Raw genomic sequence first — 20,833 nt, 5'->3', positions numbered from 1 at the left:
AACTATTAAAAATTTATTTTCTCTATTATTATATCATGTTTCAGATGGATTTTCCCATTCCCCCTACTCCAACCGGCTTTTAACCTTCTTCTTAGTCAAGGTACGGTCGTTTTTGTTAGAGAGAGCTTGGATACGAGCTTCGAGAAGGATTTTCCGTCCGGTCTCTGTTCGTGTGTAGACGAGATGATAATGTCCGATAGTCGGCGTCAGAAAGTCGAGGAATTTCTGTGCTTCTTCCTTGCGCTTGTCAAAAAGACTAGGCACGACATAGTAAGGTGACTGACCTTGTCGGACTTTCTCTGCCTTCAAGAGATAGCGCTGGTTGTCCACTGGAGCAAAGAACTCTCCCACAGTCTGTGCAAACAGCTCCTTGTCCCTCATGCTTCCTCCCTTGAGATAGGCAAAGACCATGTAGTTTTCCCTGTCCTCCTCTACCTGAACACGGGATTGATCATCCGTTAGATGCCCCGAATCTAGCAGAGCCTTTCGGATCTGCTCACCCAGAGACTGCAAGCGTTTATAGGGACTCTTATAGTGGAGATAGCGCCAAGATGCAAAGACCAAAAAGAGGAGACAGGCTGCTGTAAGCCACCAAACACCAATCAATCTCAGTCTAAATAGCAAGACCAACAAATCCACTGCCAACAAGAGCAATGACATGCGAACCCATTTTAATGCATCAAGCAAGAGCATGACTGGGACCTTCTGTTTTTGAGCCGCGACTTCTGTAACTATCTCAAATTGATCCGCTACAACAAGAGCTTCCTGCCATTTTTTTCTCAAGCCTGCTCGATCCTTGGAGAGACTCTTAACTCGCTCATTGTACTCACTAATTTGCTTTTTCTTAAAAGGGGGCTTTGGAAAATCCAAACGATCCAAACCAGTCTCAATACTCTCCTGATTATAGGCCAAGCCAAGAAAATGCTCCATCCGTCGCGACAAGGTTTGCAGATCCTGATTGCTCTCTGGTCTAGGCTCCTCACCAGGAAGAGTGATAAGTGCTTGCGCTTGAACGGCTACCAGATGCCAGATGTTGCTGGTCTTTTCTGGATGTCCCGGCCAGATACGAATGGCACGTCCCCGCATCTGGTTACTCAACATAAAGCTCCCCACAAAACTTCCGAGGATTAGAGAATTAACACAAGGAGCATCCCAACCCTCTCCGAGGAGAGATTTGGTTCCGACTAGGACTTGAATCTGCCCTCGTTGAAAAAGCTCCGTCACTGCCGCTACGATTCCCTTAGCCGAGCTTGGAAAACCGACCTGCACATAATCTTTTGGATTCAAGTGACCAATAGATGAGAAACTAAGAGGAACCTGAGGTAAGAGTTCCTTCAACTCTGCTGTCACATCAGTAGGCAGAATAACGACACTACCTGACAAAACAGCCAAAGACACAGGTAGCTCATACTCCTGAGCTTTCCGACGAATACTTTCAAAATAAGGGAGAACTCCCAACTGAGAAATGGTCGCCTGATCATCTCCCAGATAGGTGGCAAAATCCTTGCGAATATAGTCAGCTAGTACTAACTGTCTCAGTTCCTGACCTAGACTCTCATACTCTGTCAAAAAGATATCGGCAATGGCAGACAATTTCCCCAGAGATTGGGTTAAAAGCTGATCAGAAGACTTGGACTTAACCAGATAAACCTGACGTTTTTCCACCAGCCCACGCGCCTTCAAGTCAGCCTCTAACTTTTTCCTATATCCATCTGGATCCTCATACCAATCTGGTGTCTGATAGAGTATGCTCTGCAACAGCGTCTCCAGCCAGTAGGAGGTCAATGCTGGGAGCTTCTGGGTTCCCAGTAAATTTTGTAAAGAGGGAGGAATCGTTAACCCCTGAGAATGCATATAAATCAACATAGCAGACAAGTACTTGGGATCTTCTAAGAGCAAATCAGATGAAATATCCCCTTTGAGGACCTTAGACCCTGCTACAAATGTTTGAAAATCAGGATCGACTATAAGGTGATGAATATAGTCCCACTTAGTCTCCTCAAACTGTTTGAGACGTTCCGCCTCTTCAGCTGTTGGTGAACACATATAGACAAAATCCTGATGAGGGCAAAGAGTGTCTTCCTTTACTAGTTCAGGTACCGTGATTTCTTGATCGATCTCCCCACACATACGGATATAGCGTTCCCAGAGTTCAGGCTCGCTGTCATATGGTGGTGTCGCTGTCAGGGAGATGACTTGCAGCGGTTCATACTGCTTGCGAAAGGCTTCCAGACTTTTCCTCCATTCATTGCGCAGGTGGTGGCATTCGTCCAAACAAAGAGTCGCAACTTTCTGAGCTCTTAGGCTTGCAAGCAAATCAAGCCCCATAAAATCCTCTGCTTCTCCATCTTCTTGTGATTGAAGTTGGTTCATGGCACTATGAAAAGCCTGATAGGTCACAATCGTTAATGCCTTCATCTCCTTTAAGTTTTGGGAAACGAGGTCTGAAAGCCTCTGACCATCCTCTAGAAAAGCTGTTTGAATCCTATCTACCCATTGTTCACGAATAGTGACAGTCGGAACTAAGATGAGGGCTGGGTTGCCAAAACGAGCGATTAGCTCGATACCAATGGTGGTCTTTCCAGACCCTGGAGCGGCCACTAGATGAACATGACCGTCTGCTTGATAGTCCTGAAAACGATCCAATACCTGTTTTTGATATTGGCGCCAGCTTCCTTTAAAGTTTAAACCTAACATGATACCCCTCAATCTATACCGTCTTTTTCTTATTCTCATTTTACCACACTTATTTCTCCAGTCAGATAATCCAAATAGTTTTTCTCCACAAAATATGGTATAGTAGAATCATACTATCTATGAGGAGTTTACATGTCACAGGATAAGCAAATGAAAGCTGTTTCTCCCCTTCTACAGCAAGTCATCAATATCTCATCTATCGTGGGGGGAGTCGGCACCTTGATTTTCTGTATTTGGGCCTATCAGGCGGGTGTTTTACAATCAAAGGAAACCCTATCAGCCTTTATCCAGCAAGCTGGAGTCTGGGGGCCACCACTCTTTATCTTTTTACAGATCCTACAAACTGTTGTTCCGATTATTCCGGGAGCTTTGACCTCAGTGGCTGGGGTCTTTATTTACGGCCATATCATCGGAACCATCTATAACTATATCGGCATCGTGATTGGCTGTGCCATTATCTTTTACCTCGTGCGTCTCTATGGAGCTGCCTTTGTTCAGTCGGTCGTCAGCAAGCGTACCTATGACAAGTACATTGGTTGGCTAGATAAGGGGAATCGTTTCGAGCGGTTCTTTATCTTTATGATGATCTGGCCAGTTAGTCCAGCTGACTTTCTCTGTATGCTGGCTGCCCTGACCAAGATGACCTTCAAGCGCTATATGATCATTATCATTTTGACCAAGCCCTTTACCCTAGTGGTTTACACTTATGGTTTGACTTATATTATTGATTTCTTCTGGCAGATGTTTTGAGGATAGAATATAGCCTGATACTAAATATACTTTGGTATGGAAATCATGCCTATTTGTCAATAGTGAAGCGAAGATTTACCTAGCCTTTCCACCGTGATAAAAACACCTGAAATCTAATGGTTTCAGGTGTTCGGAAACTTTGAGACATTAGGCTCAAAGTTAAGGTATGGAATTTCGAAGAAAGTCGCTACCGTCCGTAATCACTTAAGGAAAGGCTCAAAAAAAATTGTCTTCAAACAAAATATCCGTTTGGTTTCCCAAGCGGATATTTTCTTTGTTTTATTTTGCGACACTCTTAGCAAGGACAAAGTTTCCAAGTGTGGCAGAACCATTGCCTGCGACTGCTGGAGTAACAATGTAGTCACGCACATCTGGTACTGGTAGGTAACCATTGAGAAGAGCTGTGAATTTCTCACGCACACGGTCCAGCATATGTTGTTGGGCCATGACCCCACCACCAAAGACGATCACATCTGGACGGAAAGTCACTGTAGCATTGACCGCAGCTTGAGCGATATAGTAGGCTTGGACGTCCCAGACAGAACTGTTGAGTTCGATGTTTTCACCACGAATACCTGTACGAGCTTCGAGGCTTGGACCAGCCGCAAAGCCTTCCAAGCAGCCCTTGTGGAATGGACAAACGCCGTTAAATTCTTTCTCTACATCCATTGGGTGCTTAGCCACATAGTAGTGCCCCATTTCAGGGTGACCTGCACCACCGATAAACTCGCCACGTTGGATGACACCTGCACCGATCCCTGTACCGATCGTGTAGTAAACCAAGTTCTCGATACGGCCGCCAGCATTGTTACGAGCAACCACTTCACCGTAGGCAGAGCTATTTACGTCCGTTGTGAAATACATAGGTACGTTGAGGGCGCGACGTAGGGCACCAAGTAGGTCTACATTTGCCCAGTGAGGTTTTGGAGTCGTTGTGATAAAACCATAGGTTTTTGAGTTTTTATCGATATCAATAGGACCAAAGGAACCGATGGCAAGACCTGCAAGATTATCGAATTTTGAAAAGAATTCGATGGTTTTATCGATGGTCTCGATAGGAGTTGTTGTAGGAAACTGTGTTTTTTCTACAACGTTAAAATTTTCATCTCCGACAGCACAGACAAACTTTGTACCGCCCGCTTCTAAGCTTCCATATAATTTTGTCATGATAAACCTCTTATCTTTGTTTTCTCTATTATAGCACATTTTAAAGGGCTAGATTTCTCAATATTTTAGATTTTCCTCTGTAAATCTTACCATCCAAGTAAAAACGAACAAACATAATATTTGTTCGTTTTGTTTTTAAATCTGATTTTCAAAGAGGACTAGGCTTTCACTTCGATGATAGCGTCACCCTTGACAACTGAACCGCTTGCGACTGGTGTCACAGAAGCGTAGTCTGCTGTGTTGGTTACGATAACCATTGTTGTGTCGTCAAGACCTGCAGCGGCGATTTTGTTTGAGTCAAAGGTTCCGAGAACATCACCAACTTTGACCTTGTCGCCTTGTGCAACTTTTTGTTCAAATCCTTCACCGTTCATAGTCACCGTATCGATACCAACGTGGATCAAGATTTCAGCTCCATTAGCTGTCTTCAAACCGTAAGCATGTCCTGTGGCAAAAGCAATCGATACTTCCGCATCAGCTGGTGCATAAACCACACCTTGGCTTGGTTTTACTGCGATACCTTGTCCCATTGCACCACTTGAAAAGACTGGATCATCAACATTCTCAAGGGCAACTACGTCCCCAACGATTGGAGTTTGGATTGTTTCATTTTGAGGAGCTACTGGAATGTTACCAGTTGTTTCTTCTTGAACCAAACGTTCTGTCGCTACTTCAGAAGCAACTTCTTTTTCGTCCTCGTAACCAAACATGTAGGTAAGGGCAAAACCAAGAACGAATGATACAGCTACCATAAGAAGGTATTGGAACAATTGACCATTCCCAACGTACAACATTGTACCAGGGATGATGGTGATACCATTACCAGTACCAGCGAGTCCAAGGATAGAAGCCAATCCACCACCGATAGCACCAGCGATCAATGAAAGGAAGAATGGTTTACGGAAGCGCAAGTTTACCCCGAAGATGGCAGGCTCTGTAATACCGAGGAAGGCAGAAAGAGCAGCTGGGAAAGCAAGTGTTTTTAGTTTAGGATTCTTCGTTTTAACACCAACGGCAACAGTTGCAGCCCCTTGAGCTGTCATCGCTGCAGTGATGATGGCGTTAAATGGGTTCGCATGGTCAGCAGCAAGCAATTGCACTTCAAGCAAGTTGAAGATGTGGTGCACACCTGATACGACGATCAATTGGTGAACCCCACCGATGACCAAACCACCAAGACCAAATGGCAAAGCAAGAATTGCTTTTGTTCCGAGAAGGATGTAGTTTTCAACAACGTGGAAGACTGGTCCGATGACAAAGAGTCCAAGGATAGACATGACCAAAAGTGTCACGAACGGTGTCACCAAGAGATCCAAGACATCTGGAACCACTTTGCGGAGAGCTTTTTCAAACTTGGCTCCGACCACCCCAATGATGAAGGCTGGAAGAACGGAACCTTGCAAACCAACAACAGGAATGAAGCCAAAGAAGTTCATAGCTGTTACTTCACCACCTGATGCTACAGCCCAAGCGTTTGGAAGTGAACCAGAAACCAGCATCATACCAAGGACGATACCAACAGCTGGATTTCCACCGAATACGCGGAAGGTTGACCATACAACCAAACCTGGCAGGATGATGAAGGCTGTATCTGTGAGGATTTGGCTGTAAATGGTAACATCTTCTGGAAGTGTCATTCCAAGAGCGTTCATGAGACCACGAAGACCCATGAAGAGACCAGTTGCTACGATAACTGGGATGATTGGCACGAAGACATCACCGAAAGTACGGATAGCACGTTGGAACCAGTTTCCTTGTTTAGCAGCTTCTGCTTTCATGTCTTCTTTAGAAGAGGTTGGCAAACCAAGTGCAACCACTTCGTCGTACATCTTGTTTACTGTACCAGTACCAAAGATGATTTGGTATTGACCTGAGTTAAAGAAAGCTCCTTGAACTTTATCCAAGTTCTCAATCACTTCCTTATTGATTTTCCCTTCATCTTTGACCATGACACGTAGACGAGTCGCACAGTGGGCTACACTGTTGACATTTTCACGTCCGCCAAGGGCTTCGATGACCTTTTTTGCAATATCCTGATTGTTCATTTGCAAAAATCTCCTTATAAAATTTTGTTCTTGTTTGAAAGCGATTTTATTCGCCCTACGACTATTATTTTATCACGTTTCTAAAATATGTCAAGCGTTTTGCAGAAATTTTTAAACCCTTTCTTTTTTCTCTGATTATTTTTGCTCGTTTTTGAGGGTTATTCTCTTTTTCCTCAAAAAAATATCTTTATACTTGAGGAATCAAGGCTTTTATTTACATTTTCTTTCATTTTTTCGTGAAAATTTGCCAGATTTCCTTTACTTGATTTATGGCAATCGTTTGACACATTTTTCTTTTTTTTAACATAAAAGACTTGCTTTTTTTGCCGAAAACGTTTACTATTAATAGTAGAATAGAACTTATGGAGGAAAGATAAAATGGAATGGACAACCGAGCGCCGTTATAGACGCTATGAAGACTGGTCTAATGATGAAATCAAACAAATCAAGGAAAAGATGGCTCAATCTCCTTGGCATACTCGTTACCATGTCGAGCCTAAAATGGGCCTTCTCAATGATCCAAATGGCTTTTCTTATTTTGATGGCAAATGGATTCTCTTTTACCAAAACTTCCCCTTTGGCGCAGCCCATGGATTGAAGTCTTGGGTGCAGCTTGAAAGTGATGATTTAGTGCACTTTACAGAAACTGGAGTCAAAGTTTTGCCAGATACTCCATTTGATAGCCACGGTGCCTACTCTGGTTCTGCCATGCAGTTCGGCGATCAGTTGTTCCTATTTTATACTGGAAATGTCCGTGATGAAAACTGGATCCGTCACCCCTACCAGATTGGGGCTTTGATGGACAAGGATGGCAAGATTACAAAGATTGATAAGATCTTGATTGACCAGCCATCAGACTCTACAGACCACTTCCGCGATCCGCAAATTTTTAACTTCAAGGGTCAATATTATGCCATCGTCGGTGGACAGGACTTGGAGAAAAAAGGCTTCGTCCGTCTCTACAAGGCTGTGGACAATGACTACACAAACTGGCAAGCAGTTGGCGACCTTAACTTTGCTAACGACCGCACTGCCTACATGATGGAATGTCCAAATCTAGTCTTTGTAGGCGAACAACCTGTTCTTCTCTACTGCCCACAAGGATTGGATAAAGGTGTTCTAGATTATGATAATATCTATCCAAACATGTACAAAATCGGAGCATCCTTTGATCCTGAAAATGCCAAAATGGTAGATGTGTCTTCATTGCAAAATCTAGACTATGGTTTTGAAGCCTATGCGACTCAAGCCTTCAACGCTCCGGATGGACGTACATTGGCAGTAAGCTGGCTTGGGTTACCAGATGTTTCTTACCCATCTGACCGTTTTGACCACCAAGGAACCTTCTCATTAGTCAAAGAACTCACTATCAAAGATGGCAAACTCTACCAATATCCGGTCGCAGCCGTCAAAGAACTTCGTTCTTCTGAAGAGGTCTTCTCAAATCGTACTCAAACCAATAACACCTATGAACTCGAGCTCAACTTGGAGGCCAATAGCCAAAGCGAGATTGTCTTGCTCGCTGACAAAGAAGGCAAGGGGCTTTCAATCAACTTTGACCTTGTCAATGGACAGGTGACAGTGGATCGTAGTCAGGCTGGTGAACAGTACGCCCAAGAATTTGGTACGACACGTTCTTGCCCTATCGAAAATCAAACTACTACTGCCACTATCTTCATCGATAAGTCAGTCTTTGAAATTTTCATCAATAAAGGAGAAAAAGTATTTTCTGGTCGTGTTTTCCCACATGCAGACCAAAATGGTATCCTCATCAAGTCTGGAAACCCAACTGGAACTTACTATGAATTAGATTATGGTCGCAAAACTAACTGATGTCGCAAAACTTGCAGGCGTCAGCCCCACTACCGTCTCACGGGTCATCAATAAAAAGGGGTATCTATCTGAGAAAACCATTCAAAAGGTTAATGAAGCCATGCGATTATTGGGCTACAAGCCCAATAATCTGGCTCGAAGTCTCCAAGGAAAATCTGCCAAGTTGATTGGACTTATTTTTCCAAACATCAGTCATGTCTTTTATGCAGAGTTGATTGACAAGTTGGAACACCAACTCTTCAAAAATGGCTACAAGACCATCATCTGCAACAGCGAACACGACTCTGAAAAAGAACGGGAGTACATTGAAATGCTGGAGGCTAACCAGGTCGATGGTATCATTTCTGGAAGTCACAACTTGGGAATCGAAGACTACAATCGTGTGACAGCACCGATCATTTCCTTTGACCGAAACTTGTCACCAGACATCCCTGTCGTCTCCTCTGATAACTACGGTGGCGGGGTCCTCGCCGCCCAAACTCTGGTCAAGACTGGCGCCCAGTCTATCATCATGATTACAGGAAATGACAATTCCAACTCACCGACTGGACTGCGCCACGCTGGTTTTGCCTCTGTTCTTCCAAAAGCGCCTATTATCAATGTTTCGAGTGACTTTTCTCCCGTCAGAAAAGAAATGGAAATCAAGAATATCTTGACCCATCAGAAACCAGACGCTATCTTTGCTTCAGATGATTTGACAGCTATCCTGGTTATCAAAATCGCTCAAGAGCTGGGAATTTCTGTTCCTGATGAGCTCAAGGTCATCGGCTATGATGGGACCTACTTTATCGAGAACTACTATCCTCACCTGACAACGATTAAGCAACCTATGAAAGAGATTGCCCAACTCACTGTCGATCTTCTCTTACAGAAGATTGAAGGCAAGGAAGTTGCGACAACTGGTTACTTCTTACCAGTCACTCTATTACCTGGAAAAAGTATTTAATACTCAATGAAAATCAAAGAGCAAACTGGGAAGCTAGCCGCAGGTTGCTCAAAGCACAACTTTGAAGTTATAGATAAGACTGATGAAGTCAACTCAAAACACTGTTTTGAGGTTGCAGATGGAAGCTGACGTGGTTTGAAGAGATTTTCGAAGACTATTAGCACAAGAAAACTCAGACTGATTGGTCTGAGTTTTTTATGATCTTAAATTTTCGAGATAGCGCTGGGCTGTCTCTAGGTTAAAGGTTTTGTCTGCAATGAGACGCTCAACGAGGGGAGCAACCTCGGACTCACTAGCACCTGCTAGGAGAGCTAGGGATTTGGCCTGTAGTTTCATGTGGCCTTGCTGGATGCCCGTACTTACCAAGGCTTTGAGGGCCGCAAAGTTTTGGGCAAGACCGATGGACACGATAATCTGAGCTAATTCCTTGGCTGAAGGATTTCCTAGTAGTTCATGACTGAGGGCTACACGAGGATTGAGACCGATAGAGCCACCCTTGGTCGCTACCGGCATGGGTAGGGTCATCTCACCGACCAATTCTTCTCTTTCCATGTCCAGCGTCCATTGACTGAGACCTTGATAGTGTCCATCTCGACTGGCAAAGGCATGGGCCCCAGCTTCGATGGCACGCCAGTCATTACCCGTAGCAATCAAAATGGCATCGATACCATTAAAAATCCCTTTATTATGGGTAGCCGCTCGGTAGGGATCAGCCTGCGCAAACTGGCTAGCCAAAGCTATTTTCTCTGCTATTTCTCTGGCTTCATCCTTTTGTCGGCTCAAGTAGCGAAAGGCAATACGACAGCTTGCTGTCACTAGAGAATCTGTCGCGTAATTGGACAGGATTCCCATGAGACTCTGCCCCTGACTGAGTTCTTCTAAGACCGGCTTCAAGGCTTCTAGCATGGTATTGAGCATATTGGCCCCCATGGCTTCCTGAGTATCGACATGAAGATAAGCAACGAGAAAGTCTGTTTCGCCTTTGATCTGCTCTACATGCAAATCACGCGCCCCGCCACCACGTTTGACGATAGAAGGATAGGCTTGATTGGCAAGTTCCAAGAGCTCGGCTTTCTTGCTGGCAATCTTCTCTTGCGCTTTTTCAGGTTCAGCAACTTGATAAAGGGCTACCTGACCAATCATCTGGCGCTCATGTACTTGGGCAGTAAAACCGCCTGCTCGCTTGATGATTTTGCTGGCATAGCTAGCCGCAGCAACCACAGACGGTTCTTCTGTCACATAGGGAACTGTGTAGTCCTGGCCATTCACCACAAGCTCTGGAATGATGGAATAAGGCAGAGAAAAAGTTCCCACTACATTCTCACTCAGCTGGTCTGCAACTGCCAAGCTGACTTGTTCATCCTGCTCCAGACTCGTTTGCTTTTCAGGACTAAGGAGCGCCTGAGCTTTCAGCAACTCCAGGCGCTCATGGTATGATTTTTTAGAAAATCCATTCCAACTTATCTTCATTATTTTTCAACCTTGCTATAACGGCGTTGGTGGTCGACAATTTCAACCAAGGCATAGTCTTGATGTTCATAGCCTGCAAATTGGGCTGAACCAGACTCATCCAACTGCACCTCTTCGAAGAAGACTTTTTCATAGTCTGCAACAGACAATTCTGTACGTTGTTTAAGTTTGCTCAAACGATCCTTATCAAGGTAAGCCTCATAGCCTTCGACCAATTCACCACTAAAGAACTCTGAAACCGCTCCACTTCCGTAACTGTAGAGGGCAATTTTATCTCCAGCCTTCAAAGTCTCTGCATTTTCCAAAAGAGAAAGGAGGCCGAGGAAGAGGGAACCTGTATAGATATTCCCAATCATCTGACTGTAGAGAATGGACTTGTCAAAGTTCTCTTGCAAACTATCCTGTTTTTCTTTAGACAAAGTTTTGTCCATCATCTTGCGCAAGCCTTTTAGGGCCAACTTAGGATAAGGCAAGTGGAAACAGATGGCCGCAAAGTCACCCATGGTCCAATCGTAGCGTTTCTTATACTCATCCCAAGTCGTTGTCAGGCAATCAAGATACTGTTGGGTCGAGTACACGCCGTTTACATAAGGAGTGCTTGAGTAGTTCGGACGCCAGAAATCCATGATGTCTCGCGTTTGAGCAACGTTATCATTGTTAAAGGCCATGATACGCGGATTTTGGGTGATCAGCATCGCCACACTTCCAGCACCCTGAGTTGGTTCACCTGGAGTTCCCACACCATACTTGGCAATATCACTGGCAATGACTAGGACTTTTGATTCTGGAGAATTCTCCACATGCAATTTAGCATAATGAAGAGCAGCTGTCGCTCCATAGCAGGCTTCTTTGATTTCAAAGCTACGGGCGAAAGGCTGAATGCCTAACAAGCCATGAACAAAGACTGCCGCTGCCTTACTTTGGTCAATCCCTGACTCGGTCGCCACGATGACCATATCGATTTCTTCTTTTTCTTTGTCTGTTAAAATAGAGTTGCTTGCACTAGCTGCCAAGGTAACAATGTCCTCAGTCAGTGGCGCAATACTAATTTCATTTAACAAGAGTCCCTTGCTAAATTTTTCGGGGTCAACTCCCCTCGCTTCTGCTAAGTCTTGTAATTTCAAGACATATTGACTGGTCGCAAAACCAATCTTATCAATACCGATTGTCATATTTACCTCTGTTTTTTCATTCATTGTAAAAAATCGTTTCATTCTATTTTATCACAAATAGGGACAAAAGAGAGAAAAAAGACTTGATTCAACAAATCAAGTCTTTGCTTTGACTGCATTAGGAAGAGATTCCTCGTTGTTTGCGGATATAGTAATAAAGCTTTAGAATTACCGTTCCACTTGCCATTCCAATAGAAATAACAAGGGCTAACATAACCACCAAAGTCGCGCTGGCAATAGCATGGCTGTAATCACCTGTCACAAAGAAAGCTGTCGTTCGATAGGATAAATAACCTGGCACCAAGGGAGCAAGAATGGCCAAGACAAAAACTACCGCTGGTGTCTTATAGACAATACTTAAAATCTGGCTGATGCAAGAGCCAATTACTGCTGCGATAAAGGTCGCAATAATAACATTGGTTGGTTCTTTAAGCACGAGATAGAGGAGCCAAACGCCCATTCCCAAAACACCACCAGGTAGGAGCATGGAGCGTTGAACATTCAGTACGATTAGAAAGGTGATAATGGCGAGTAAACTCGCCACTGCTTGGAGCAAAATACTTGTTAGAGTCATCTTATGTCATCAAAACCAGGGCGACAGAGGTGCCAGCCCCTAAAGCGAGGGTAATGAGCAAAGATTCAAACATCTTGCTCATACCAGAGTTGATATGGTTGGTCATGATATCCCGTACCGCATTTGTCAGAGCAATCCCTGGAACAAAGGGCATGACCGCTCCTGCTATAATCAGGTCTGCCGTCGAAGGAAATCCTGTATAGCGGGCCCAGAACTGAGCGATCAATCCGAAAACAAAGGCACCCGCAAAGGCCGTTACAAAAGGAATGCGGACAAACTTCTCTACATAGAGAGAGAAGGCAAATCCAAATAAGGTCGCAATAGCCGCACCAAAAGCGTCATAGACATTGCCCCCAAACATAATCGAGAAGAAAGGGGCACTGAGGGTCGCTGCTACGGTCACTTGGAACTTGGTATAAGGTAAGGCTTGATTGCCGATTTCTTTCAGCTTTTTAAAGGCTGTCGAGAGATCAATCTGCCCTCCGACAAGCTCCCGTGATACTTGGTTGACATCACAGACTTTTTCAATGTTATAAGAGGATGAGGTCACCCGTTTCATCCGAGAAATATTGGTGTTTTCGATAGAAAAGAAAATAGCCGCGGGCATGGCAAGAACATTGCAATCCATTATTCCTTGCGAATGGGCAATACGGATCATAGTATCCTCAACCCGATGAATCTCTGAGCCACTTTTCAGGAGAATGGTTCCTGCTAGCATAATCACATCAATGACGGCATTCAACTCTCTCGATTCGTCCATTTTCTCCTCCTTTTTTCTACTTCCTATATTTTATCACAAAATCTTGTGAAAAAAAATCTTTGTCATGAAATCATGACAAAGATTCGTTTAATCTCGAGAACTCTCGTGAGTTCCTTCACTATTGGATGAACTGCTAGAAGGAGTATTCCCTTGTTGATTTCCTTGTTGGTTCCCCTGGTTTGGACTTGTAGGAGAACCCTGGTTTCCACGTTGGGCAGGATTAGAGGATGAAGTTGACGGTGGTGTTTTTGGTTTGTAGATGGAAAGTTTGATACGCGTACTTGCAAGATCAACCAGTTCTCCTGCTCTTGGCGTTTGACTTACAACAGTTCCTTCTGCCGTTCCTTCAGGAGCAGTCGATACTTCTACAACCTCAATATTTGCTTCCTTCACACCGACAATCTGAGTCAAGTTATTCTTCGTAAACTCGAGACTTGAACCGATGTAGTTCGGCATGCTGACACTAGTCACCTTCTTAGCCACTGTTAAGGTAATCGTAGTGGCTTTTGAGAGATCATAGGTCGAACCCGAAGCAGGGGTCTGTCTGAGGACGATTCCAGGTTCGCTTTCATTGGATTCTTCCTCTTCCATCTTGATTAGATTTTCAGGAACCTTCTTCTCCTTGAGTTCAGCTACAACTTCCGTATACTTACGTCCGACATAATTGCTCAATTGGAAGGATTGCTTACCAGAAGAAACAATCAAATTGACCTTGGTTCCTTCTTTTCGGCCACTACCAGCTTCTGGATCCGTTCGAATAACACGTCCTTCTGCTACTGTATCGCTGGCCTCTGACTTTTCTTCACCGGCTTCAAACTTGGATTTTTTAAGAGCTTCCTTAGCCTCTGCAACGGTTTGTCCAGCTACGTTAGGAATAGCAATCGTTGCTGGTGTTCTTGACAAAATCCAGACCAAAGAGGCTACAACCAATAGGAGACTAGCCAAAAGAATCATATAGCGAGCCTTAAACTTCCGTTTCTTGGCTGGCTTTGGAGCTGGAGCCGGCTCTGCCACTGGTTGAGTTGGTTTCTTTGGCTGAGGGCGTTCTTCTTGCGCCGGAGCTTTAGGAATCGATGTCAGTGTACTTTGTGGAACTTTAGGTAAAGTCTTAGTGTCTGCCTTACTCGCATCGTCAAAAACCAGTTTCGATTCATTCCGACGATTATAAGACAAGCTAGTTGACAAGTCTACATACATTTCTGAAACAGACTGATAACGATCTGACAGCTTCTTAGCAGTCGCCTTGATGACAACATTTTCTAAAGCCTGAGGGACAGATGGGTTTTCAGCTATGACGGACGGAAGTGGCTTCTGGAAATGCTGGAGGGCAATCGTAACCGCGCTATCCCCATCATAAGGGATATGCCCCGTCAGCATCTCATAGAAGATAATCCCCATTGCATAGATATCACTCTGGAAGGTCGCTTTAGAACCACGCGCTTGTTCAGGTGATAAATAATGAACAGAGCCTAACATTGAGTTTGTCTGGGTCAGACTGGTCTCCGCAAAGGCTACGGCAATCCCAAAGTCCGTGACCTTAGCTGTGCCGTCAGGTGTCAAGAGGATATTTTGAGGTTTCAAATCCCGGTGAACAATGCCTCTAGTATGGGCTAAGCGCATGGCCAAGAGGATTTGCCCCATGATCCGAACTGCTTCTTCATTTGAAAGAGGATAGTGTTCTTTAATATAGCGCTTGAGGTCAAGGCCTGCAACGTATTCCATAGCTAGGTACTGTTGACCGTCTTCCTCACCAATATCTGTTATCCGAACGATATGAGGATGGTCCAGATCCGCCATGGCCCTCGCTTCACGCTGGAAACGTGCCACAGCAATCGGGTCCGTCTGGTAGTTGGTCCTCAGGACCTTCACTGCCACTTCTTCCCCGTCTAGGATCAAATCCTTGGCCAAGTAAACATCTGCCATGCCTCCTCGACCAATCTGCTTGACAATCCGATACCGCCCGGCAAAAATCTTGCCGATTTGGATCATTCTGCTGCCTCCTCGTTCATGTAAACAAGGGCAACCGTAATGTTGTCTAAACCTCCTGCATTGTTAGCGAAGCGAATGAGGGTTGCCGCCTTGTCTGCTAGGGAAATATCGCTGGTTACGATATCATAAATCTCGCTTGCCGAAATCATATTGGTCAAACCATCACTATTGAGCAAGAGATAATCTCCTGACTCCAGTGTAATCATCCCAAAATCTGGCTGGATTTCATCTTTTTGTCCGATAGACTGGGTGATGATATTCTTTTGAGGGTGAGTTTCTGCTTCTTCTGGAGTCAATTGACCAGCCTTGAGCAATTCGTTGACCAAGGAATGGTCACTTGTCAACTGGTGGTATTCTTCTCCACGAATCAAACCGATACGAGAATCTCCAATGTGAGCATAGATGGCTTGGTTATCAATAAAAGCAACAGCTTCTAGCGTTGTTCCCATGCCTCTGTAGGCTTCGTCCTGACCTAGTTGATGAATTTTTTGATTTTCAATCTCCAGGTAGTGGGCAAACCACTCACGAACTTCATTGACTGAGTCGATTTGGGTATCTACCCAAGCCACACCAAGGTCTGTTACCGCCATTTCACTAGCGATATTTCCTGCACGGTGTCCTCCCATCCCGTCAGCCAAGATGATCATAGTGCGTCCTGCTCGGTTAACAAAGTGATTGACATAGTCCTGATTATTTGTCCGTTTCTGACCAACATCTGTTAATAATGCTATTTCCATTGTGTCAGTTCCTTCCTATTCTGATATCTTGCGAAATTGGCTGATAAAGAATCCATCACTTCCATACAATTCTGGAGTAATCAGGATGCAGCCATCTTTCAGGATATCCTTGCATTCGTGTTCTAGTTTAACCTGCTCGAACTCGGGATGACTTTCTAAAAACGCCTCAACGACTTGAAAGTTCTCCTCAGAGACAATAGTACAGGTACTATAAGTTATTATACCACCTTTTCGTAGCGTTTGACAAACACTACCTAATATTTCCAGCTGAATTTCCTGTAAGGACGTGAAATCTGCTGTTTCTTTATTGTATTTGATGTCTGGTTTGCGACGTAAAAGTCCAATCCCAGAACAGGGAGCATCTACTAAAATCTTATCAAAAGAGTCCTTTTCAAAAAATTCATCCACTTTTCTGGCATCCAATTTTTGCGTTTGCACTCGATCTGCCACACCTAAACGCTCCGCATTTTCTTGGATCAAGTCCAACTTATGATCATAAAGATCCAAAGCCGTCACCTTACCAGATGTGAGGTAAGAAGCCATATGAGCTGTTTTCCCACCTGGAGCGGCACAGGCATCCAGGACCTGTTCATCACCTTGTAGATCAAGAGTCGGAGCAACCAGTTGACTGGACTCGTCTTGGATGGTAATGGCTCCATCCGCAAACAAATCATGACCTGCAAAGTGGCCTTGCTCCTTGACCAGACCAGTGGCCGCCAAAGGGGAATCAGTCGCCTCTAACAAAGCTTTGATTTCCTCTTTTCGGCTCAAATCAGCTACACGGATACTGGCTTTGCTGCGCACCAAGAGACTTTTAAAGATGGCTTGTGCTCGCTCTTCCCCGTACTCTTCCTTGAGTTTAGACACGAGCCAAACTGGGAGAGAATAGGCAATGGAATCACGCTTGTTTTTGCGTTTAATACTGTCAATATCTGGCCAACCTTCTCTCAAAATACGACGAAGGACGGCGTTGACTAATTTTTCACTGCCTTTTTTACGCGCTTTGGCTAGTTCCACTGCTTCATTAACAACAGCGTGATTAGGAATCTTATCCAGATACCGAAGTTGGTAAGCGCTCAGAAGGAGCAGGATATAGAGCCAGTTATCTAGCTTATCCCGGTCTTCGATAAAGTGGGACAGGTACCATTCCAGGGTGAGTTTTCGGGCTACCGTTCCGTAGACAATCTCTGTCACCAACCCCTTATCTGCTACTGAGAGTTGACTGCCTTTGAGGTATTTGTTTAAGGCAATATTGGAGTATGCTTGGTTAACCAAAACATCCTCTAATACTGCTAGAGCTAGACTTCTAGCCGTTTCTACTTTAGCCACCAAATCGTTCTCCTACAGTCAATGTCCGTCCAACTCCATTGAGGAAGGAAGCAATGTCCATCTTAGGCTTTCCAGCTGGCTGGACTTGCTTGAGAGATAGAGCCCCTTCTGCCGTTGCGACGATCAATTCCTTCTTGCCAATTGAAAGGATCTCGCCTGGATTTCCCTGACCTTCTACTGGCAGGGCTTCATAAATCTTAAAGCGGTCTCCCTTGAGAAAAGTGTGGGCAACAGGCCATGGATTCATGCCACGTATTTGGTCGAAGAGTTGACGATTGGTTTTGGTCCAATCGAGTTTCTCTTCTTCAGGTTTGATATTTGGCGAGAAAGTGACTTGGCTTGGGTCCTGAGGCACAGGTTTGATCTCCCCAGCAATATAGCCAGGAAGGGTGTCCAAAAGCAAGTCACGACCAACGATTGCCAATTTTTCAAACAAGGTGCCGACATTGTCCTCATCTGTGATAGGAATACTGCGACGGGAAATCATATCTCCTGCATCCATTTCCTTAACCATCTCCATAATGGTCACACCAGCTTCCTCATCCCCTTGAATCAAGGCATAATGAATGGGGGCGCCACCACGGTGTTTTGGAAGAAGGGAAGCGTGAACGTTGATCGCAAAATCCATGCTATCAAGAAGTTTACTTGGGAGGAACTGCCCAAAAGCAGCGGTCACAATCCCATCTGCCCCTAGCTTCATAATGGCTTCCATCTCTGGACTTCCAGATAATTTTTCAGGCTGGTAGATAGGAAGGCCTGCTTCTTTGGCAGCCTGCTTGACTGGGGTTTCTTGGATGACTTTTTTACGACCGACAGCGCGATCTGGCTGGGTCACAACAGCTAGAATCTCGTAACGGTCATCTGTCAAAAGTCCTTTTAAGACTGTCGCTGAAAAGTCGGGTGTCCCCATAAAGATTAGTTTTGTCATTTCTTCTCCTTCTTATAAAAATTGCTGCGGTTCGTGGTCAATGCTGAGACGAAGCTCGCTATTTTCCCGTTCTTGAGTCAAGGCCAAAACTCGATTGAGAGTCTGTCCCAGCTCATCTTCTAAACGGTATTTAATCAAAATCTGGTAATGATAAAGGTTGTGAGTACGGGCAATGGGTTTTGGCGTTGGTCCAAGGATTTTACTAGTTTCCGATAAACCTGAGCGCAAAATTCCCATAACTTCATAGGCACGTTTGACAACCTCTTCTTCTTTCTTGTGAGAGAGGGTAATCCCAATGGTGAAATAATAAGGTGGATAGCCGAGTTGACGCCTAATACTCATTTCATAGGCGTAAAAACCTTCATAGTCCTGTTCCTTGGCAAAACGAATGGCATAGTGCTCCGGATTGTATGACTGAATCAAGACCCGCCCAGCTTTTTCCGCACGACCTGCCCGTCCTGCCACCTGAGTTAAGAGTTGGAAGGTTCTCTCAGAAGAACGGAAATCAGGCAGATTCAAGGCTGTATCCGCATTGAGGACTCCGACTAGGGTCACATTTGGAAAATCCAAGCCCTTAGCAATCATCTGAGTTCCCAACAAGATATCTGCTTCCCCTCGGCCAAACTGGTCAAGAAGAGCTTGGTGACTGCCTTTCTTGCGGGTCGTATCCACATCCATCCGCAGAATGCGAGCCTGAGGAAAGAGTTCTGCCAGTTCATCGTAAGCTTTCTGAGTCCCCGTCCCGTAGTAACGAATACTGCGGCTTTGACAGTTGGGACAGACATGAGGAATCCCCTTTGAAAATCCACAGTAATGGCAGTTCATGGTCTTGGTATCCATGTGGAGAGTCAGAGAAATATCACAGTTGGGACAGCTATCTACCGTTCCACACTCCCGACACATAACAAAACTAGAATAACCCCGACGGTTGAGCATGAGGACTGCCTGTTCTTTTTTATCCAAACGGTCTCGAATGGCCTCTAGCAAAGGAGGCGTAAAGTTTGATGTCTCATTCTGCCCGATATAGTCCCGAAAGTCAATCACTTGAACTTCAGGAATAGTGGCTAAAGGATTGGCCCGTTGGGTCAGACGTAAGTGTTGATAGACACCTTTTCCAGCTCGCGCACGGCTTTCTAAGCTCGGTGTTGCTGAGCCAAGGACTAGGGCTGCTTGATTGTACTGGGCTCGTAAAATGGCGACCTCTCTCGCATGATAACGGGGATTGCTGTCTTGTTTATAGCTAGCTTCATGTTCTTCATCGATAATCATGACACCTAGATTTTTAAGCGGAGCAAAGATAGCTGATCGAGCGCCAACGACAACTTGGGCATCGCCACGCTCAACCTTGCGCCATTCGTCGTACTTTTCACCATTAGACAGGCCTGAGTGGAGAATGGCTACTTTCTCGCCGAAACGAGCAATAAAACGCTCCGTCATTTGTGGCGTCAGAGAAATCTCAGGCACCAGCAAAATAGCCGTCTTACCCTTATCCAAGGCTCCTTGGATAATCTGCAAGTAAACCTCAGTTTTCCCACTTCCTGTAATTCCTTGAAGGAGGAAAGGAGGCTGTTGACTGCCAATAGCACTGACAACGGCATCACGCGCCTGTCTTTGTTCAGGATTCAATTTCAAAGGTTGGCTGACTTCAATGCCTTCAAAATAAGCGGCTGAGCGTTGCACTTCCTTTTGGACTATAGACACAGCACCTTGTTCCACAAAGAAGTTGACTTGCTCCCGTGAGTAGGAATCTAACAAACTAGCCAGAGGAGCGCTTTCAGGATGAGCTAGCAAATAGTCTCTCAGCTCTGCCTTTTTCTTAGCACGCGCAGAAATCTCAATCTTCTCTAGTCGAGTAGCATCAACCTCATACCAAGACTGGGTCTTGACCTTCTTTTGATCGACTGCCTGGTATTCTAGGCGGAGCAAACCTTTCCTGGTCAAGCGCATCATTTCTGCCTGCTTAGCAAGGTCTAGAGAAGAAAAGGCTAGCGAATCTTCTGAACCAAACAGACGCTCTCGGTCTGCCTGACTCAGACCTTCCAGAGGATAGAGAATCTTATCATAACTGGAGTTTAAAAATCCTGGAAGCATGGCTTTTAGGATGGAGATTTTGTAAGAAAAGACGGACTTGCGTAATTCCTCAGCTAGCCAAAGTTGCTCCTGAGTCAAGACGGGAGAAAAGTCTAGGACTTCTGCAATCTCTTTCAAGTCCTGATCTGCCACTTCTTCATCCGACTGGGACTCCAAGCCCAACACAATCCCTTGGATCAAACGATTGCCCTTACCGAAGGGAACATGGACCCGCATACCGACTTCCAGCATCTCTACAAATTCCTCTGGGATCTTGTAACTATAGGGCTGGTCCGTCTGCATCAGGGGAACATCCACGATAATCTTTGCGATCGCCATTTTCTCACCTCCTTCTTGTCAGTAAAT

Annotated in this window: 15 protein-coding genes; 3 read left to right on the top strand and 12 right to left on the bottom strand. The window is 44.9% G+C overall.

The window, feature by feature from the left end:
• Window positions 1-63 precede the first annotated feature (63 nt).
• Window positions 64-2,697, bottom strand: coding sequence for a DEAD/DEAH box helicase family protein (locus D8863_RS01530; protein ID WP_125440880.1), 2,634 nt, complete (start codon window positions 2,695-2,697; stop codon window positions 64-66).
• Window positions 2,698-2,829: 132 nt separating this feature from the next.
• Here D8863_RS01530 and D8863_RS01525 point away from each other — a divergent pair, with 132 nt between their 5' ends.
• Window positions 2,830-3,447 carry a TVP38/TMEM64 family protein gene (locus tag D8863_RS01525; protein ID WP_000076176.1) on the top strand — a complete coding sequence of 206 codons (618 nt, stop codon included), beginning with the start codon at window positions 2,830-2,832 and terminating at the stop codon, window positions 3,445-3,447.
• A gap of 279 nt (window positions 3,448-3,726) precedes the next feature.
• Here D8863_RS01525 and scrK read toward each other — a convergent pair whose 3' ends face one another.
• Both scrK and D8863_RS01515 read right to left on the bottom strand, forming a co-directional pair.
• Window positions 3,727-4,614 (bottom strand): fructokinase ScrK, encoded by an 888-nt coding sequence (scrK, locus tag D8863_RS01520; RefSeq protein ID WP_125440879.1) that lies wholly within the window; start codon window positions 4,612-4,614, stop codon window positions 3,727-3,729.
• 158 nt (window positions 4,615-4,772) lie between these two features.
• A complete protein-coding gene (locus D8863_RS01515) occupies window positions 4,773-6,659 on the bottom strand; it encodes a sucrose-specific PTS transporter subunit IIBC (RefSeq protein ID WP_125440878.1) in 1,887 nt (628 codons plus the stop codon).
• 378 nt (window positions 6,660-7,037) lie between these two features.
• Here D8863_RS01515 and D8863_RS01510 point away from each other — a divergent pair, with 378 nt between their 5' ends.
• Together D8863_RS01510 and D8863_RS01505 are read left to right on the top strand one after the other, a co-directional pair.
• Window positions 7,038-8,492, top strand: coding sequence for a sucrose-6-phosphate hydrolase (locus tag D8863_RS01510; RefSeq protein ID WP_125440877.1), 1,455 nt, complete (start codon window positions 7,038-7,040; stop codon window positions 8,490-8,492).
• Window positions 8,473-9,438, top strand: a complete 966-nt coding sequence (locus D8863_RS01505; RefSeq protein WP_125440876.1) for a LacI family DNA-binding transcriptional regulator — start codon at window positions 8,473-8,475, stop codon at window positions 9,436-9,438. Before D8863_RS01510 ends, D8863_RS01505 begins: the two co-directional genes overlap by 20 nt.
• Before the next feature lie 195 nt (window positions 9,439-9,633).
• Here the strand turns inward: D8863_RS01505 and D8863_RS01500 are convergent, their stop codons facing one another.
• The 9 genes from D8863_RS01500 to D8863_RS01460 form a co-directional block, all read right to left on the bottom strand.
• The gene (locus D8863_RS01500; protein WP_125440875.1) at window positions 9,634-10,908 is read right to left on the bottom strand and encodes a hydroxymethylglutaryl-CoA reductase, degradative; all 1,275 of its coding nucleotides are present in this window, start codon (window positions 10,906-10,908) and stop codon (window positions 9,634-9,636) included.
• Complete coding sequence (locus D8863_RS01495; protein ID WP_125440904.1) at window positions 10,908-12,080, bottom strand: hydroxymethylglutaryl-CoA synthase; 1,173 nt, start codon at window positions 12,078-12,080, stop codon at window positions 10,908-10,910. The genes D8863_RS01500 and D8863_RS01495 overlap by 1 nt, the downstream gene beginning before the upstream one ends.
• Window positions 12,081-12,198: 118 nt before the next feature.
• The gene (locus D8863_RS01490) at window positions 12,199-12,654 is read right to left on the bottom strand and encodes a threonine/serine exporter family protein (protein ID WP_000176907.1); all 456 of its coding nucleotides are present in this window, start codon (window positions 12,652-12,654) and stop codon (window positions 12,199-12,201) included.
• Window position 12,655: 1 nt separating this feature from the next.
• The gene (locus tag D8863_RS01485; RefSeq protein ID WP_000344542.1) at window positions 12,656-13,414 is read right to left on the bottom strand and encodes a threonine/serine exporter family protein; all 759 of its coding nucleotides are present in this window, start codon (window positions 13,412-13,414) and stop codon (window positions 12,656-12,658) included.
• 87 nt (window positions 13,415-13,501) lie between these two features.
• Entirely contained in the window at window positions 13,502-15,403 is a 1,902-nt protein-coding gene (pknB, locus tag D8863_RS01480; protein WP_125440874.1) for a Stk1 family PASTA domain-containing Ser/Thr kinase, read from the bottom strand.
• Window positions 15,400-16,140 carry a Stp1/IreP family PP2C-type Ser/Thr phosphatase gene (locus D8863_RS01475; RefSeq protein ID WP_000401527.1) on the bottom strand — a complete coding sequence of 247 codons (741 nt, stop codon included), beginning with the start codon at window positions 16,138-16,140 and terminating at the stop codon, window positions 15,400-15,402. Before D8863_RS01475 ends, pknB begins: the two co-directional genes overlap by 4 nt.
• Before the next feature lie 15 nt (window positions 16,141-16,155).
• Window positions 16,156-17,469 (bottom strand): 16S rRNA (cytosine(967)-C(5))-methyltransferase RsmB, encoded by a 1,314-nt coding sequence (gene rsmB / locus D8863_RS01470; RefSeq protein WP_185761430.1) that lies wholly within the window; start codon window positions 17,467-17,469, stop codon window positions 16,156-16,158.
• Window positions 17,462-18,397, bottom strand: a complete 936-nt coding sequence (gene fmt, locus D8863_RS01465) for a methionyl-tRNA formyltransferase (RefSeq protein WP_125440872.1) — start codon at window positions 18,395-18,397, stop codon at window positions 17,462-17,464. The genes rsmB and fmt overlap by 8 nt, the downstream gene beginning before the upstream one ends.
• Before the next feature lie 12 nt (window positions 18,398-18,409).
• Entirely contained in the window at window positions 18,410-20,806 is a 2,397-nt protein-coding gene (locus D8863_RS01460; RefSeq protein ID WP_125440871.1) for a primosomal protein N', read from the bottom strand.
• Window positions 20,807-20,833 lie beyond the last annotated feature (27 nt).

The sequence above is a fragment of the Streptococcus oralis genome, from assembly GCF_003943825.1.
GTDB classification, from domain to species: domain Bacteria; phylum Bacillota; class Bacilli; order Lactobacillales; family Streptococcaceae; genus Streptococcus; species Streptococcus oralis_CD.
The sequence above is the reverse complement of the archived record's forward strand: the minus strand, read 5'-3'. Positions and strand labels throughout refer to the sequence as shown.